The organism is Streptomyces racemochromogenes (assembly GCF_044129415.1).
Lineage (GTDB): Bacteria > Actinomycetota > Actinomycetes > Streptomycetales > Streptomycetaceae > Streptomyces > Streptomyces racemochromogenes_A.
Genome location: NZ_JBBDHD010000150.1, coordinates 1 through 14,639, shown reverse-complemented (window position 1 = coordinate 14,639; position 14,639 = coordinate 1). Strand labels below are relative to the sequence as shown.

Genomic DNA, 14,639 nt, shown 5'->3' with positions numbered 1-14,639 from the left:
AAAACCGAAATGCCTTAACCGGTCTGGTGGGGTGGTATTTGTTTATAATAAACAGCAACAGCGCTGCGCGCTGTGCCAACGAGCCGCTTCGCTTCGCTCAGCGGGAGGGCGCTTCGCGCCCTCAGGGCCGGCCCTTCGTGCCGGTGCCCTGCGCTGCGCTCCGGGCTGTTCGGGGTTCCGCTTCGCTCCACCCCGAATAGCCTGCTTCGCAGGCTTGAGTGACCCCGTTTCACGGGGTCCGGGCCTTCGGCCCGTTGGGCGCGCTCGCTCCGCTCCCCCACCCAGGTCCTTCCGGCTCCGCCTCCAGGACGAGCCCGCTATCGCGGGCGCCAGCAACAGAGGGGAAAGTCGGGCCCGGGGCGGGCCTCCTGGCCTTGGAGCTTTCGGGCTGGCCGGGAAGAGAGGAACACTGCCTGCGGCTGCACTCGTATTGCTGTAGCAGATGCCGAAGTCCAGGGGTTCCTGATCTTCGGCCCGGGGGTATTCGTTTCGCTCCCCTCAGGCCCTTTCGGCTTCGCCTCCAGGGGCCCGTAGCCCGCTCTGGGGGCTGTCGGCAGCAAGGGGGTGGCCACACTGGCCTGAGCGGCCTTCCTCAGAAGTACCAGCAGTACAAGGGGTGACGGAGGCCAGCCGCCGTGCGGGCCAGATCTGCCGCTTCAGTCAGGGCCTCGACCGCCGCCTCCACCGGGATCCCCTCGTCTTTCATGGTGGCAAGTCCGACCCAGGCGCCAGCGGCCGCAACGAGCCGGCTCCTGCTCGCCTGCGCCAGGGTGGAACACAGTCTCTCGGGGAGCTCGAACACCGTGAAGCCGTCATTCTTCATCGGCACAACAACACGCGGCTCTGTGGCCGCAGCCCCTGCCAGCAGGACCTCCCAGTCCCCCACCGCATCGTCGGGGTAGAAGTCCGTGCACGCGAAAGCCGGAAGACCATGATGGCGATGCCGTGGTCCCATCTCGGAAGCCACCCCGTCATCCGGGGCCACGAAGAACTCAACAGCAATAGGCATGGTTCGATCATGTCAGCTCGCATCGCAGGGTGATGCTTCAAAATGTAGCTCGGCTTGATACGGGAAGTGATGGCATGGTGCGCTCCGGGTCCTCCCCGACGACAGTCATGCTGTCGACTGCCGGTGAACCTTGTCGTGCGGGTGATTCGCACTGGGGGTACCAGGGCTGGGCTCTTCACTCGGCTTCGTCATCGAAGTCGTAGGGTGGGATGGCCCATCGCAGCACCATCTCTCCCGCCTCATCGGCTTCGAGCGTGACCGGATACACCTGGCCGGTGGCCCGCTCACCGCGGTGCCTCATCGAGTGGTCACCCTGGTCCCATTCGATGCCCAGCACCTGGCAGCCACCGACATCGATCGCACCCGCATGGAGCGGATGGTGCCACCCGGCCCGCTGGAAGCGGTGGACATCGGTGTGCTCGTCGACCGAAACCATGAGGCCCTTGCCGTGGAGGCGGTCGCGCCAGGCTTCGAGTTCGGCCGCACGGGCAACCGCCTCCGCCACCGGGAGATCCAGCCACCCGCGCGGCCCATCGACGCCGTGCCGGGCGATCCGCTCACCGCCGAACTGCGTATGAGCGTTGTCCGCGTACAGGCCCCAGTAGAAGACATCGGCAAGCCCGTCGGCCGGCTCGTCGTCCCATCCCCTCCACACGTCCAGGCCCACGGCGTCGCCGACAACCATGCCGCACCGATCGACGGGCAGATCCCCGAGCCAGACCGGTACCACCCGGTCCTCGGTCTCGGGCCACGGAAGCCCGAGACCGAACTCCAGGGTCGCGATCGCCGGCTCACGGTCGAACGGAGACGGCGAGGTACTCGCCCGCACCATCAAAACCCGATCAGCGGCCGCCGGAACCGCGACCGCCTCACACAACCACTCACGAAGATGGCCCCCACCCTTCGCCGCGGCCGCCCTGGCGCGCTCGGACAACGGCTGGCCCAGCTCCCGCCACTGATCGATCCAACCGGCCATACCAAGCACCAGCACACCCGACGGCGCGATGACTTTCCCCAGGTCAACGAAGAACTCAGACATGCGCCGATTGTGCCTCCCCCCGACGACAACCGGCTGCGGCCCCAACACCGTCTCAAGAAAGGGAGTCCATCAAGGTCAGCCCGCTTTCAGCCACCACTTCGCCGAGATACGACACCAGGCCCGACACCGATCGCCAAAGCTGCTCAGAGCCCGGCTACGGTGGCAAACGCGCCAGGTGTGCCCACGGAGCCTCATGGGCAACCAACGTGCATGACCACGCAGCCAGCCATCCGCAAGGCCGGTCAACCGGCAACGGTCTTCCGCGTGGCTCCCCTGAACAGAGAGACGACCTGGTCACTGATGTGCCGGATCGCCGCGCGTTACGGCCAGGAACCCGGCTGGCTGTTGGGAAACTGGCAGTGGACGAACCATCAGCCCCGGGACCCAGGCGGGACTCCACGCGCGGATGCAGAAGTGCTGCTCGATCGGGATGGCCGAGCCCTGCTGACAGGACTGTGCCGGGTTGACGAGGAGATCCTCGTACAGGCTCTGCCGTCGTGGCGGCCCGTTGAAGAGCAGCTCACCGAGCAGCAGCGGCCAGTGACCGCGGGAGGCCTGTGGCGGGTCGGCGGCACGGTGGTCGGACCGACGGCATTCGGCTGCCGGCTGTGTGGCGCGGCGCAGCGGGCAGGCAGTGCGCGCGGTCCGCTACGCTGAGCGTTGGCAGCGGGTGTGCGAACGGCATCACCGGTGGCAGGTGGATGCTGATGTCGACCACGGGCTGGAGAACCTCGACCTCCGTGAGAGCCCGGAAGTGGCCCAGGCGCAGCGACACTGGGCGGGGGTGGAGCGGCGGGCCGGGGTGGAGCCGGCCGAGGTGTTCGGTCTCGCGCGGGCGGTGGTGTGCCGGTGGTGGGAACAGGCCCTGGGCTGGGGTGAAGAGCGGATCTGGCCGGCCCGGCTGCACCAGCTCGCGGGTGGGGACGCAGGGGGCAGGTTTTGGTGGTGGCACGCGGTGGCCCGGGACGCGGTGGTCTTCCCCGAGGTCGTCGCTGTGGCCGATGCGCTGCTGGACCCGACCATGGAGGAACTGGCATGGGCGGACAGCGGACGGGAACAGATCGGCCCCGGTCTACGGACGGTGCGTTCTGCCGGGAGCTGGGCGTGCGGTAGGGCGCCCATGGCTGGGACCGCTGGTGGCGGTCGACTACGACGGGCCGCTGGTCGCCGGATGGCTGGGGACAGTGATCCGGCGGCGCCGCGGCGTCGGGGACCCTGATGGCCGGGGCCAGGACCCGTGGTGGGTGAGCCGGGAGCGTCAGCCCGTGTCCACGGGCGCGCAGCTGCGCCTGCTGGCCGAGCGGGAGAACGGCACCACCAGCTGGCGCAAGGCGGTCCCGGATTCAGACCGGGGTCGTCTGGAGCGTCTGCTGGACGAAGCAGTTCAGATGCTGGGCGATGTCCATGTCCACTCCGGGCGTCCCGTCGCCGAGGCCAGCCGGAACATGCTCCGCCTCCTCGTCAGGGGCAGCGAGATCCTGGACCGTGCGCTGCTGGAGGCTGCACACGCTGCACTTGAGGCGGGCGTGCCGCCCCAGTTCGTCGGCGAGTGGGGCAAGATCCCAGCTGATCTCGTAGAGGAGATCGCCCGGCGCGGGCCGGCGACGGACGACTGACCAAGCTCCCGTGTCAGCTCTGCGGGAGGGGCTGTGTCGGCTCGTATCGGTTGATCTGTAGCAGACTGGCTCTGGCGGTGTCCCGTGCTTGGGGCGTGGTCCGTTCGATCGCGTGACGCTCCTTCGCAACCGGTGTATGTGCGCATGAGTCACGTATTTGGCTAGCGGCTATGAGCAGTCACGTGCAGGGAGAAGCCCGGGCCCGGGGCGTCTGCGAGGCGGTGTTCAAGGACGCGTCAGGGGGTGTGCGGCAGCTTCCGTGGGACAAGGCCGCCTCGTCCGTGCGGTTCGAGGAGCTGCCGCCCGTCGCGGCTTTCCCTGTGGTCCCGGGGAAGCGGTGGGCGCCCGGCTGGTGGTGGTCGGCGACCAGCGGCCGGCATGTGGTGCACGGGTCGGCGGCCATGCGCTCCCAGCTGATGCTGCTCGACCGCGATCCCGACGTCGTCGGCCTGGCCGGGCGGCCGCTGCGAGTGGTGTGGCGCGACGGGCAGGGTCGGGTGCGGTCCTGGGTACCGCAGCTCTTCGCTCGGTACACCGACGGAACAGCCCTCCTGGCCGACTGCCCCTCCATCCCTGGCGGTGGCGGGGAACGGGCACGCGTGGCCGCCCAGTACGTGGGTGGGGCGTGCGCGGAGGTGGGGTGGCTCCACCGGAGGCTGGAGCCTCTCGACCCGGTCGTGGAGGCCAATGTGCGGTGGCGGCCGGCTACCGGCACCCCCGCAACGCCGGCGGATTGGAACGGATGGCCGCGGTGCAAGAAGCGTTCCGGGATCCACGGCCGCTGATCGAGGGCGTGCGGGCGGTAGGTGATCCGATGGCCGTGTGGCCGGCTGTGTTCCACGCGCTGTGGTCCGGACGCCTGAAGGTGCCTCTGTCCCGGCCCCTGCACGAACGGGTCATCGCCCACCCGGGCACGTCCGCCGGTATCGGGGGCGGGGAGGCGTGATGAGCAGGAGTGCTGCGAGGCAGCCGGCGGTCGCGGTGGGCGGGTACGTGGTCTTCGAGGGCCGCACCTGGCAGGTGGTGGCCATGGACGGCTCTGTCGTACGGCTGGTCGCCGAGGACGGGGCCGTCACCTCGGTCCTGGCCGGCTATCTGTGCGCGGCTGCCGACTTCGCCGTGGTCGGGGCCCTGCCAGCGGTCGGGGTGCCGCAGTGGGGGCTGTTCGAGACGGTGCCGGTGCGCGAGCAGGAACGCGCGCTGGCCTGGCAGCGGCATCTGCAGGAGATCGAGTGCGGCCTGCCGGGTGGTCCGGGCAGCCCGGGGGTGCCGCGGCCTGCGTACGAGCTGGAGCGTCCGATAGGCGATCGGGTAGCGGCCAAGGCCGACGAGCTGGCAGCGCTGGGCTGGAGCGGGGTGAGCCCGGCAACGATCCGAAGGATGCGGGCCCGCTACCGCCGCCAGGGCTTATGGGGGCTGGTCGACCACCGCACCACCAAGCCCTCCAGCCGCACCGGGCGCGCCGACGAGCAGGTAGTCGTGGCGGTGTTGGAGGCTCTGCGACGCCAGCGCGGGCGTTCCAAGGGCACGCTTACCGGGCTGCGCGAGCTCACCCGGCAGGTCCTCGCCGAGACCCATGGCCTCGATACCGCAGGTCTGCTGCCGCCGGTGTCCACGTTCAACCGGCTCGTACGCGCACTCGCCGACCCGCAGGAGCTGCCCGGCCGCCCCGCGCGGACCGCGGCCAGCCCGGCACCGCCCTTCACCCCGACCACGGCCGGGCGGCCTGGGGAGCAGGTCATGCTGGACACGACGCGCCTGGACGTCATGGCCGTCTCCGACCACGGCGTGGCGGGCCGTCCCGAGCTGACCATCGCGCTGGACGTCGCCACCCGCAGCATCCTGGCCGCCATTCTGCGGCCGGCCGGGACCAAAGCCGTCGACGCCGCCCTGCTCCTCGCGGAAATGGCTGTCCCGCACCCGGTCCGCCCCCACTGGCCCGCCTGCCTGCAGCTCGCGTACTCCTCAATCCCCTACGAGCGGCTCCTGGACATCGATGCCCGGCTGGAACACGCGGCGGCCCGGCCGGTCATCGTCCCCGAGACCGTCATCGTCGACCGCGGGAACATCTACCTCTCTTCAGCCTTTCGCGCCGCCTGCGAGACCCTCGGCGTCAGCGTCCAGCCCGCCCCTCCCCGCCAGCCCGCGGCGAAGGGGCCCGTGGAGCGGACCTTCGCCTCGATCAACACCCTGTTCTGCCAGTACGTCGCCGGATACACCGCCTCCAACGTTGTCCAGCGCGGCCGCGACGTCGAGAACGAAGCCTGCTGGACCGTGGCGCAGCTCCAGGACCTCCTCGACGAGTGGATCACCGCCGGCTGGCAGCCCCGGCCCCATGAAGGCCTGCGGCACCCCATGACGGCCAAGGCCGCCCTGTCACCGAACGAGATGTGGGCCGCCCTCATCGCCGCCCACGGGTACGTGCCGGCCCCGCTGACCGGGCGTGACTACATCGAGCTGCTCCCCACCCGCTGGCACAAGATCACCGACCGCGGCATTCGCATCAACCACCGCACCTACGACTCAACGATCCTCAACCCGCTCCGAGGGCAGCCCTCGGACGTCCACGCCCGCGGCGGGAAATGGGAAGTCCACCACAACCCCCACGACGCACGACAGGTCTGGATCCGCCTACCCGACGGGCACCTCGCCGAGATCGGCTGGATCCACCGCGACCACGTCCACCAGCCCTTCAACGACCACCTGTGGCAGCATCTCAAGACTCGAATCGAACAGCGCAGCGACCACGAGCAGTACGAGAGCGACCTCGCCGAGGCACTCCACGCGATCCTCACACGCGCCCGCACCGGATCAGACGGCCGCCCGGCCGCCGGTACGAAGGCAAGGAGAGAGCAGCACGTGCAGGCTTGCGGCCCGGCATGGCCCGCCGCCCTCGGCAGCGGCAGCACCGTCCCGGGCCTCGCGCAGCAGCCGGAAGACAGTGCGCGTGTACCGGGTCAGGCCGCCACAGGCGTGCACGACCTCGACGGTCCGGATTGCCTGGACGACCTTGAAGAAGACGACGAAGACAACGACCAGGACTGGTCGGCGGCCGCGACTGGCGGCGGCTTCGGCCTCTACGACGCACAGCGGGAGGCGGAACAGTGGTGAGGCATCCCCCGGCCCAAGAACTCAGCCAGGACGAACCCCTGCCGCCGACGACCTGGCAGGGCTGGCAGCAGTTCGTCGACACCCCTCCCCCCACACCGCCTGCCCCAGATGCACCGCCCCGCAGCGCCGAGGAACGGCTCGCCTACCACTCCGACTTCGTCACCATCCGTACCCCGGCCATCAACACGATCTCGACCACGGTGCGCACCCTCATGGTCCTGGGCCGGCACCAACGGGCCACCGCCCGACCCAGCCTGATCGTCACCGGGCCCCCGACCACCGGAAAGACCACCGCGCTCCTGCAAGTCGGCCGCGCCTGCCACCTCGCCGAAACCACCCGCACCGGCAACCACGACCAGGTGCCGGTCGCGTACGTCCTCGTCCCGCCAGGGGCCAGCGCGAAAACCCTCGCCACCGAGTTCGCCCGCTTCCTCGGCATCCCGATCACCCATCGCATAACTCAGGCCCAGATCATGACATCGGTCTGCGACACATACACCCGGGCAGGCGTCCGCCTGATCATGATCGACGAGATCCACCGGCTCAACCCCCGCACCAGCACCGGAGCCGAAGCCACCGACCTCCTCAAAGACCTCACCGAACGCATCGGCGCCGCCTTCGTCTACGCCGGCATCGACGTCACCACCACACCCCTGTTCACCGGCACCCGAGGCGCCCAGCTCGCCGGCCGCGCCACCCTCATCGACTGCGACACCATCCCCGCCCGACGAGGCACCAGCCAGCCGTTCCGCGACCTCGTCGCCGCCATGGAAGCCTGCCTCGACCTCACCCAGCACCGAGCCGGAAGCCTGGTGCGCCTGGCCCCTTACCTTCACACCCGTACCGGCGGACGCATCGGCAGCCTCGCCCGCCTCCTACGCCAGGCCGCGATCACCGCGATCCTCGACGGCACCGAACGCATCACCAAGGCCGCCCTGGAGACCGTCGTTCTCGACCACCTCGCCGAGGACAGCCAGCGCCCCCGGTACCCGGCCAGCCGCACCCCCCGGCGGCCCGGAAGCGGAAACAGCGACAGTCGAACGGCCACACCGGACCAGCCTTGGACACTCCGGCCACGCCCCGGCCCAAACCAGCTCGCGCTCCCGCCCCACGACCGGCTCTGGGCCTGGCCCTACACCCCACAGCAACGCACCCGACATCACCGCCCATAGACGGGCCGTTACACCTGCACAAATGATCAGTACACCTGCACACACCTGAAAAACTCGGCCAAACCGAGAAAACACCAGGCCACCGCCCCTGCCCGGATACCGCCACGTCCTCCATCGAGCAGCCCTGACGACCCCAACAGGCGCTACCAGGCCCCCACACCGACCAACCAACCTGAAAACACCCAGGTCACAGCACCAGCCCAGGCACTACATCAATGGCCCGTCATAACTTCCTGGTCAACACCGCGGGCAGCATCCTGCTGGACCGGGTCGCCGAGCACGCGGGCGGCAGCGTCCGCAAAGCCCTGGTTGACCAGGGCTTCAAGAACCAGGTCGTCCTGCACGGCGCTGGCCTGGGCATCGACGTCGAGATCGTCGAACGAAACCCGCAGGTCAAGGGTTTCGTGCCGCAGCCGAAGCGGTGGAGGGTCGAGCAGACCTACGGAATCCTGATACTGCACCGGCGCCTAGTCCGCGACTACGAGCACCGCCCCTCCGCCTCCCGCGTCTACTGGGCGATGACCCACATCATGACCCGACGCCTCACCGGCGCGAACGCCCCCACCTGGCGCGAGGCGCAGGCGGTGGCAGCGTGAACATCCAGCCCCTGCTCGACGCCCTGGACCTTCAGGAAGACGCCGCCCGGGCCTTGGCCGACGACCTCCGCACACAGATCGAGGACCTGCAGGCCCGATTACGACAGGCCGAGACCCGCCTGGAGCACCTCGCGATCACTCGTAAGACCGTCACCGGCCTCGCCGACCGGCTCCCGGCCGCCGCGCCGGAGCTGCCCGAACACCCGGACTACCCCCGCATCCTCGCCACCTTCAACCACGCGACCGGGCCGCTGCGAGCCAAGGACGTCTGCGAAGCCCTCGGCCACGAACTACTGCCGAAGAACGTCGAAGGCACCCGGGCCAAGCTGAAACGCCTGGTCAAACTGGAGATCCTTACCGAGGCCGACACCGGCAACTTCGCCAGGAACCAATAGCTGACGGACCTCCACCAGCGGGCTTGCTCCACCTCAGCCGGAAACGGACATCACCTGAACGCCCTCTGAGTTGCCGATCAGTCGATGCGGTCGCTCAGGCCCAGAACCTTCGGGTCGTCGCCGGGGAAGTTCCTGGGCATGCCCGGCACGCCGATGGTGCGCCCGTACACGCTGGCCAGGAACTCGACGGCACCGACTGGGAACTCGATCCAGTCGGCGTTGTCCGTGCGGACGACCACCGGCCATGCGTCCGGATCCGCAGGGCTCGTCCTCCAGTAGAAGGTGTCCCCCGAATTGGACGACGCCCAGGAGATAAGGCCTCCCGGCTGCGGGTAGGGAACGTAGTTCTCGGTGTCGCCCATCTCGTACAGATCCTGAAGGATCTCGTCGTCCCTGGACTCGGACGCCCATGGCGCCTCGGCGCCGGGCGTCGGAAGGGAGACCATGAGGAAATCATCGATGACAAGCACCGGGTACGCCTCCGCCAGAGAGCGGAAGTCCGAGGGCAGCGCCGTCCCGAGGCCCGCCTCGAGGGCGGCCCAGTCCACGCTGCGTCCACCTGACACACGCCACTGTGTCATCGAAGGCAGCACGCCCTCCAGCTCTTCGACTCTCACCATGTCGTCTGCCAATCCGGAAAGTTCTCGACCATGACGGTCTCGAACAATACTCCGGCTTCGATGCGGGCAGGCACGGCGGCGTAACTAGTTAAAAAGTCACGAACCGCCCTCTTACAGGTCCGTTTCAATGACACCGAGGTGACGCCGAACCAGTGAAGACAAGCGACCGATCGCTTCCCTCTCTGTCGCGTTGCCTTAACACTGCCCCGGCCGCGTACTGCGCGCGGCTGTCTCGGCGGGGGGCGCGGGCCGCTCAGGCGGTCAGGTGGTCAGGGCCACGAGTTCGGCGTTTGCGCGTTCGGTGACCAGGGCGAGGACACGGCCGGCGGCGGCAAGGTCCTCGGCGGGTATCCCGCCCCAGACCCGGGCGCTGATGGGGGCGGTGTCAGCGCCGACGGAGGTGAGCAGCTCGCACCCGGCGTCCGTGGGACGGAGGTGCGCGCCATCCGCGGCGAGCAGTTGCCTGGCCAGCAGCTCGTCGAGAGTGGCGCGGATGTCGGCGGGATCGGCCTTGAGGGAGCCGTGGATCTGGGTGATCAGGTCGTGCGGTGTCTGCGGTGCGTCGGCGGTGACGGCGGCGCGCAGGGCGATCTGCTGGGTGAAGGTGAGGCCGTGTCGGGCCAGGACGTGCTCTAGGACGCCGCGGGCGGCGTAGTGGGCCAGGCCGAGGATACGCGCGTCGGCGACGGGGGCGGTCATGGTCATTGCTGGGGTCCCTTTCGGTTCTGTTCGTTTGGTACGGGTGGAACGAGATGTGTGTCGCGGGGGCAGCTCGTCAGAACTGACCTTGTGCATGGGCGCCGGTGCCACCGGGGGCAGTGCAGGGTGTCGTCCGGCCCGGTTCGGTGCAGCGAACTGCCTGCTGTCGATTCCTCTGCTGCGGCGTCAACACGTGCCGACAGGAGTGCTACGCGTCAGCGACGGCCGGGGGGGTCTGGTGTGGATGATCCGTCGCCTGTCAGGCGGCGGTGGCAGGGGTGTAGTCGGGGAGGCGGACCGGCTTGGTGCGGGTGTTCTCGGGGGCGTTCGCGGCCAGCATGTCGAGGACCTCCTGGGTGGGGGCTGGCAGGAAGAACCGTTCGGCGCCCTCGCGGCCCAGCGCCTGGTGCTCGGCGACGTAGGGGCGCATCTGCCGCTCGTAGGCGCCGAAGGCGGCCGTGTGGTCGCCTTCGCGGGCGGCGAGTTCCCCGGCGAGGAGGTAGGCGCCGATGAGTGCCTGCGAGGTGCCGCGGCCGGAGGTGGGGCCGGCGCAGTAGCCGGCGTCGCCGAGGAGGACGATCCGGCCGGCGGACCAGGACTCCATCTCGACTTGGGCGTTGGAGTCGAAGAAGAACTCCTGTGCTGTGTCCATCTCCTTCAGCAGGCGGGGCACCTCCCAGCCCTCGCCGGCGAAGCGGTCCGCGATGATCCGCTTGTGCGCGGCCGTGTCGCGGTGGTCGTATTCCAGGTGGTCGGCGGCGAAGTGGAAGGCCGCGCGGGCCTCGGTGTTGGCGCGGGCCGTGAAGATGTTGGCGGCCTTGCCGGGGGCGGCGTAGAGGTGGCCGGTGTTCTTGAGGCCGAGGTAGTTGTCCAGGTTGAAGATCGCGGTGTAGATGCCGAGGTGGCGGACGTACTGCCCTTCGGGGCCGAAGGCCAGGGCGCGGGTGCGGGAGTGGAGGCCGTCGGCTCCGACGACCAGGTCGAAGCGGCGGGGCGCGGCGTGTTCGAAGGTGACGTGGACGCCGTTCTCGTCCTGGTGCAGGCCGGCGATGGAGTCCCCGAAGAGGTACTCGGTGTTCTCGCGGGTGGCTTCGTAGAGCAGGCGGGTCAGGTCGCCCTTGAGGACCTCCAGGTCGCCGGCGAATATCGCGGCGGGGAGGGTGGCGTACGGGCGGCCGTCGGCGTCGACCATGGCGGCGTCGCCCATCTGCGTGTCCAGCGCCTCGATGTGCTGGAGGAGGCCCATGCGGTCCAGGACGTCGAGGGCCTCGCCGCGGAAGTCGACCGCGTAGCCGCCGTCGCGCAGGTGGGGGGCCCGCTCGACGATCGTGGGGGTGAAGCCGTGGCGGTGCAGCCAGTAGGCCAGAGCGGGGCCCGCGACGCTGGCGCCGGAGATCAGTACGGTCTGGTTCTGGGCCTTGTTCATTTCCCTGTCCTCTCTCGGGGTCGTGTGTACAACGTACAGACGGAAAGGGATCGGTAGAACAGGTGAGTTGGGGAAAGTAATCTAGTGCACTAGGGTTCGTCCGTACTAGTGCACTGGGAGGGTGGGATGACAGAGAGGCAGGCGCCGTACGCGCGGATCGCGGCCGAGCTGCGCGGGCGGATCGAACGCGGGGAACTGCTGCCCGGGGACCGGGTGCCCTCCACGCGGGCCATCACCCAGCGGTGGGGGGTCGCCATGGCCACCGCGAGCAAGGTCCTGGCCCTGCTCGGACAGGAAGGCCTGGTGCAAGCGGTGCCGGGGGTCGGGACCGTGGTCGCGGCCCGGCCCGCGGCCGGCGGACCGGGCCGGCGCCCCGCCGCCGAGGACGACACCGCGCAGCGCGCCCGCATCGTCCGCGCAGCGGTCGCCCTCGCCGATGCGGAGGGACTCGCGGCGCTGACCATGCGCCGGCTCGGGGCGGAGCTCGGGGTCTCGGCGATGTCCCTGTACCGGCACGTCAGCACCAAGGAACAGCTGGTGGTGCTGATGGCCGACGCCGCCTTCGGTGAGGAGGCGTTGCCAGAGCGGCCGCCAGCGGGGTGGCGGGAGCGGCTGGAACTCTCGGCGGCCCTGCAATGGCGGCTCTACCGGGCCCACCCCTGGCTGGCCGGGGCCATGAACCTCAGCCGGCCCCTGCTGATCCCCAACGGCATCCGCCACATCGACTGGGCCCTCGCCGCCCTCGACGGACTCGGCCTGGACGCGGATACGCGGATGCATGCCGCCGTCACCCTCTTCGGGTACGTCCGCGGCCACGCCGTCGACCTCGAACCCGAGACCGACGCGACGCGCACCAGCGGCGTCACCGGGCAGGAATGGATGCACGCCCAGGAGACACGGCTCGCGGCACTCGTGGACAGCGGAGCCTTCCCCGCGTTCGCCGCCGCCAGAGCGGGCTCCGCCCTCTCCCCCGAATCCCTCCTCCACCACGGCCTCACCGCCCTCCTCGACGGACTCGCCACCCGCATCACCACACCCCCGCACTGACCACCACGACCATCCGACCCCGCCAGCCCCGACAGCCCACCCGTCAAAACGCTCTCCCGCCCAACAGGGCGCCGGTAACAGCACGGGCCGCCGCCCCGGTCACGGGCACACGCCGACCTGGCCAGCCTCTACCGCATCTCGGCGCCATGAGGCAGGAGGACCGGCATTCCGTCCGCCTGGCGCCTCGATACATGAGAGACCCGTCATGACGGCTGCCCGGCGGACGGAGGGAGACCGCCCGACCCCGACCGGAACCGGTCGATCACCCGCACCTCGCCCAGCACCGCCAACGCCGTCGTGCCGGGTGCGGTCAGCCGGCGCACCGACGCGCCCACCTCCCCCGCCGTCAGTGCCGCGAGGGCGTCGGCGTCGTCGTCGGTGGACCAGCCGGACAACACGTCCTCGCCAGCCGGGTCGTCGGCCAGGACCAGGTGCGGGTCATCGAGGCGGAACCGGCGCGCAGCGCCCCCGGGGCCGGCCAGCGTCAGGTAGGCGACCGTCGGGCCGGTGGGTACTTCGATCTTGTCGTGAGCCAGGAGCCAGGCCACCACGGCGCGGCTGTCGAACTGCGGGTGCACGTCCGTGCCGGCCACCGGGGTCGGGAAGTCGTCGTGGCGGCGGCGCCAGTTGACCACCGCGGCCCTACCCACCCGGGCAATCCGCGCCACCCCCGCCAGGAACAGCCGGCCACCGCCCGGTGCGGCGGGTTCGAGGGCGGCGAGCGGGGAGCGGGTCCCCGGACGGGCGGTGCGCACGGCCCGCCAGTCCACCGACGGGTGGACCACCTCCAGGAGGGCAACCTCCTGGGCGTCGTAGAGGGGGATGGTGGTCTGCCCGCCTTGCCGCTTGTAATCGATGTCCACCGAGCCGACCGGCGAGACCCACCCGAGCCGCACCACCTGGTCGAAGTCCACGCGGCGCACCCCGAGTCGGCGGGCGGCCTGGTCGGGGCCGGGGGGGACGTGCCGGTCGAGGAGGGCGGGCAGGTCCCGTCGGCGGGCGAGGGCGGCCACCTGGTCCGGGTGGACGTCGGGGAACTCCGGCTCGCCGCCGAGGTAGACCAGCAGACCCGCCTTCACCAGGTGCCCGACCGCCGAAGCGGTCACCCTCGGCCGCAGGATCGGCAACGGCACCCCCAAGGCCTCCGTCAACCGGTCCGCAGCCACCCCGGCGCCGATCACGCCCGGCAGCGCCGCACGGACGGCCTCGGGGTCGCAGGCCTCCACCACCGCCCGCGACCACCGGGCCCTGCCAGGTGCCGGAAAGGGGGGAGGTGCTCCTGCTTCTCACCGGTGCGCGGAATAGACCGCGACAGCACAGTGCCCGAGCTCCGCCCGCGGGCTGTGCGGGGTGGAGCTCGGGTTGGGGGTGCCCGCGCTACCAGCTTCCCCCGATGGGGTTCCAGCCGGGGTTGCCGAACGTGGTCTTCACAGCGACGGTGCTGTTGTCGTTGCTCAGGTAGAAGGCGCCGGTGGCGGGGTCGTTCGCGCCGATGGTGTCCTTGCCGTCGCCGTTCCAGTCGCCGGCGATCGGCTTCCATCCGGGGTTGCCGAGCTTGGTGCTCACGGCGACGGTGCTGTTGTCGTTGCTCAGGTAGAAGGCGCCGGTGGCGGGGTCGTAGGCGCCCACACTGTCGACACCGTCACCGTTCCAGTCACCCGCGAGCGGGAGCCAGCCGGGGTTGCCGAACCTCGCCGAGCCCGACACGTTGACGTTGTCGTTGCTCTCGTAGAACGTGCCCGTATTGGGGTCGTAGGCGCCGATGCTGTCCTTGCCGTCGCCGTTCCAGTCGCCGGCGATCGGGATCCAGCCGGGGTTGCCGAACGTGCTCTTCACGGCGACGGTGCTGTTGTCGTTGCTCAGGTAGAAGGCGCCGGTGGCGGGGTCGTAGGCGCCCACACTGTCGACA

Annotated in this window: 13 protein-coding genes and 2 pseudogenes; 8 read left to right on the top strand and 7 right to left on the bottom strand. The window is 70.0% G+C overall.

Annotation, left to right across the window (positions count from 1 at the left end; genetic code table 11):
* Positions 1 to 592: 592 nt before the first annotated feature.
* A complete protein-coding gene (locus WDV06_RS32605) occupies positions 593 to 1,009 on the bottom strand; it encodes a hypothetical protein (RefSeq protein WP_395513427.1) in 417 nt (138 codons plus the stop codon).
* Between the two features lie 175 nt (positions 1,010 to 1,184).
* Entirely contained in the window at positions 1,185 to 2,048 is an 864-nt protein-coding gene (locus WDV06_RS32600; protein WP_395513426.1) for a hypothetical protein, read from the bottom strand.
* A 210-nt stretch (positions 2,049 to 2,258) separates the two neighbouring features.
* Between WDV06_RS32600 and WDV06_RS32595 the strand changes: the two genes are divergently transcribed.
* From WDV06_RS32595 to WDV06_RS32565, 7 genes and pseudogenes are all read left to right on the top strand, one after another.
* Positions 2,259 to 2,705, top strand: coding sequence for a hypothetical protein (locus WDV06_RS32595; protein WP_395513425.1), 447 nt, complete (start codon positions 2,259 to 2,261; stop codon positions 2,703 to 2,705).
* A gap of 479 nt (positions 2,706 to 3,184) precedes the next feature.
* On the top strand, positions 3,185 to 3,664 hold the full coding sequence (locus WDV06_RS32590) for a hypothetical protein (protein ID WP_395513424.1): 480 nt from the start codon (positions 3,185 to 3,187) through the stop codon (positions 3,662 to 3,664).
* Positions 3,665 to 3,834: 170 nt separating this feature from the next.
* Positions 3,835 to 4,449 carry a TnsA-like heteromeric transposase endonuclease subunit gene (locus tag WDV06_RS32585; protein WP_395513423.1) on the top strand — a complete coding sequence of 205 codons (615 nt, stop codon included), beginning with the start codon at positions 3,835 to 3,837 and terminating at the stop codon, positions 4,447 to 4,449.
* 160 nt (positions 4,450 to 4,609) lie between these two features.
* Positions 4,610 to 6,775, top strand: coding sequence for a Mu transposase C-terminal domain-containing protein (locus WDV06_RS32580; protein ID WP_395513422.1), 2,166 nt, complete (start codon positions 4,610 to 4,612; stop codon positions 6,773 to 6,775).
* On the top strand, positions 6,772 to 7,947 hold the full coding sequence (locus WDV06_RS32575) for a TniB family NTP-binding protein (RefSeq protein WP_395513421.1): 1,176 nt from the start codon (positions 6,772 to 6,774) through the stop codon (positions 7,945 to 7,947). Before WDV06_RS32580 ends, WDV06_RS32575 begins: the two co-directional genes overlap by 4 nt.
* Before the next feature lie 239 nt (positions 7,948 to 8,186).
* A pseudogene (locus WDV06_RS32570) lies at positions 8,187 to 8,543 on the top strand (IS5/IS1182 family transposase); the annotation flags it as partial.
* Positions 8,540 to 8,938 (top strand): hypothetical protein, encoded by a 399-nt coding sequence (locus tag WDV06_RS32565; RefSeq protein WP_395513420.1) that lies wholly within the window; start codon positions 8,540 to 8,542, stop codon positions 8,936 to 8,938. The pseudogene WDV06_RS32570 and the gene WDV06_RS32565, both read left to right, overlap by 4 nt.
* A 77-nt stretch (positions 8,939 to 9,015) precedes the next feature.
* Here WDV06_RS32565 and WDV06_RS32560 read toward each other — a convergent pair whose 3' ends face one another.
* From WDV06_RS32560 to WDV06_RS32550, 3 genes are all read right to left on the bottom strand, one after another.
* On the bottom strand, positions 9,016 to 9,570 hold the full coding sequence (locus tag WDV06_RS32560; RefSeq protein ID WP_395513419.1) for an SMI1/KNR4 family protein: 555 nt from the start codon (positions 9,568 to 9,570) through the stop codon (positions 9,016 to 9,018).
* Between the two features lie 249 nt (positions 9,571 to 9,819).
* Entirely contained in the window at positions 9,820 to 10,263 is a 444-nt protein-coding gene (locus tag WDV06_RS32555) for a MarR family transcriptional regulator (RefSeq protein WP_395513418.1), read from the bottom strand.
* Between the two features lie 253 nt (positions 10,264 to 10,516).
* Positions 10,517 to 11,683, bottom strand: coding sequence for an FAD-dependent monooxygenase (locus WDV06_RS32550; protein WP_395513417.1), 1,167 nt, complete (start codon positions 11,681 to 11,683; stop codon positions 10,517 to 10,519).
* Positions 11,684 to 11,809: 126 nt separating this feature from the next.
* On the opposite strand from WDV06_RS32550, the gene WDV06_RS32545 reads away from it, so the two are divergent.
* Positions 11,810 to 12,730, top strand: a complete 921-nt coding sequence (locus WDV06_RS32545; protein WP_395513416.1) for a GntR family transcriptional regulator — start codon at positions 11,810 to 11,812, stop codon at positions 12,728 to 12,730.
* A 203-nt stretch (positions 12,731 to 12,933) separates the two neighbouring features.
* Here the strand turns inward: WDV06_RS32545 and WDV06_RS32540 are convergent, their stop codons facing one another.
* Positions 12,934 to 13,863, bottom strand: coding sequence for a hypothetical protein (locus tag WDV06_RS32540; protein ID WP_395513415.1), 930 nt, complete (start codon positions 13,861 to 13,863; stop codon positions 12,934 to 12,936).
* A 244-nt stretch (positions 13,864 to 14,107) separates the two neighbouring features.
* Positions 14,108 to 14,639: pseudogene (locus tag WDV06_RS32535) on the bottom strand (hypothetical protein); the annotation flags it as partial.